Here is a 1,408-nt window from a genome sequence, read left to right on the forward strand (position 1 = left end):
CGTCGCGCACCACCCCGTCACTGACCCTGGCCGGGGCCGGTGACGGGGCCAGTTTAGCAGAACTCAGATACAGAAGGGTCAGGATGCATTGATTTCTGTTGCGCTACGTGATTCACGCCTCCGAAAACGGAGCGGTGACATGAGCGATCTCTTCTGGCTGACCGACGCGCAGATGGCGCGCCTGGCTCCCTTCTTTCCCAGGTCGCACGGGAAGCCCCGGGTTGATGACAGACGGGTGCTGAGCGGGATTATTTTCATCAATCGCAATGGCTTGCGTTGGCGCGATGCGCCCGCCGCGTATGGCCCACATAAGACGCTCTACAGCCGGTGGAAGCGTTGGAGCGAAAAGGGCATCTTCGCGCGGATGATGGCCGGGCTGGCGGCGGAACACGGCGAGAAAACGACCGTGATGATCGACGCAACATACCTCAAGGCCCATCGAACGGCGACCAGCATGGCCGCCAAAAAGGGGGGCGTGGTCGCCTGATCGGTCGAACCAAAGGCGGTATGAACACCAAGCTGCACGCCATCTGCGACAGTCAGGGGCGACCGATCGACCTGTTCGTCACCGCTGGACAGGTCAGCGATTATATCGGCGCTCGGGCCCTGCTGAGTGGCCTGCCAAACGTCAAATGGCTACTCGGGGATCGTGGCTATGACGCTGACTGGTTCAGAGAAGCTGCAGGACAAGGGGATACGTGCCTGCATCCCAGGCCGGAAGAAACGCAAGACACCGATCAAATACGATAAGCGGAGATACAAGCGGCGTAACCGCATCGAGATCATGTTCGGCAGGCTCAAGGACTGGAGGCGCGTCGCGGCCCGCTATGACCGATGCCCCAAGGTCTTCCTCTCAGCCATCGCCCTCGCGGCTCTCGTCATCTATTGGTTATGAATCCTGACCTAGGGATAGGGTCACTTTTCAGTGGAAGCCAATGGTGCGATAATATAAACTAACACTCAGTTTTTCATATTTAGTTGCTTTTTCTATTCTTAAAGGCAGTAGACATGACTGTTACGATCGAATCGCTCAAATCAACTCTTGACGGCGGTGAGATCGTTTTGCCGCCTGGGACAATCAAAGTTGTTCTGACGGAACCGTCCGAAGTTCACCTCGATGCCGCTCGTTGCGATCTAACAGAAGCCTTTCGCATGGGCGACTCTCTGGTTCTTCGCTTTCAGGACGGCTCAGAGATCATCATTGAGAATTTCTTTGCGCAGGGGGACGCCGCGCTTCAAAGCACCTTGGTTTTTGAAGATGGAGCCTGCGCGATCATGCCTCTGCTTGCTGGCGCAGGGATAGTCGGGGCACTCGGCATCGCACTGGCCGGCGGAGAGACGCCCGGCAACACCGTGCCCGACACCACCGCGCCGCTGCTGCAAAGCGCGGAGACCAGCGCCGATGGCA

Annotated in this window: 1 protein-coding gene and 1 pseudogene; both read left to right on the forward strand. The window is 58.0% G+C overall.

Annotated elements, in window-relative coordinates; all coding sequences use genetic code 11:
* Positions 1-139 precede the first annotated feature (139 nt).
* Positions 140-895 (forward strand): annotated as a pseudogene (locus tag EP867_RS19595) (IS5-like element ISPso2 family transposase).
* A gap of 113 nt (positions 896-1,008) precedes the next feature.
* The coding region (locus tag EP867_RS19600) for a BapA/Bap/LapF family prefix-like domain-containing protein (RefSeq protein ID WP_128491094.1) at positions 1,009-1,408 on the forward strand (400 nt) is incomplete at its 3' end.

Source organism: Falsigemmobacter intermedius, assembly GCF_004054105.1.
GTDB lineage: Bacteria > Pseudomonadota > Alphaproteobacteria > Rhodobacterales > Rhodobacteraceae > Wagnerdoeblera > Wagnerdoeblera intermedia.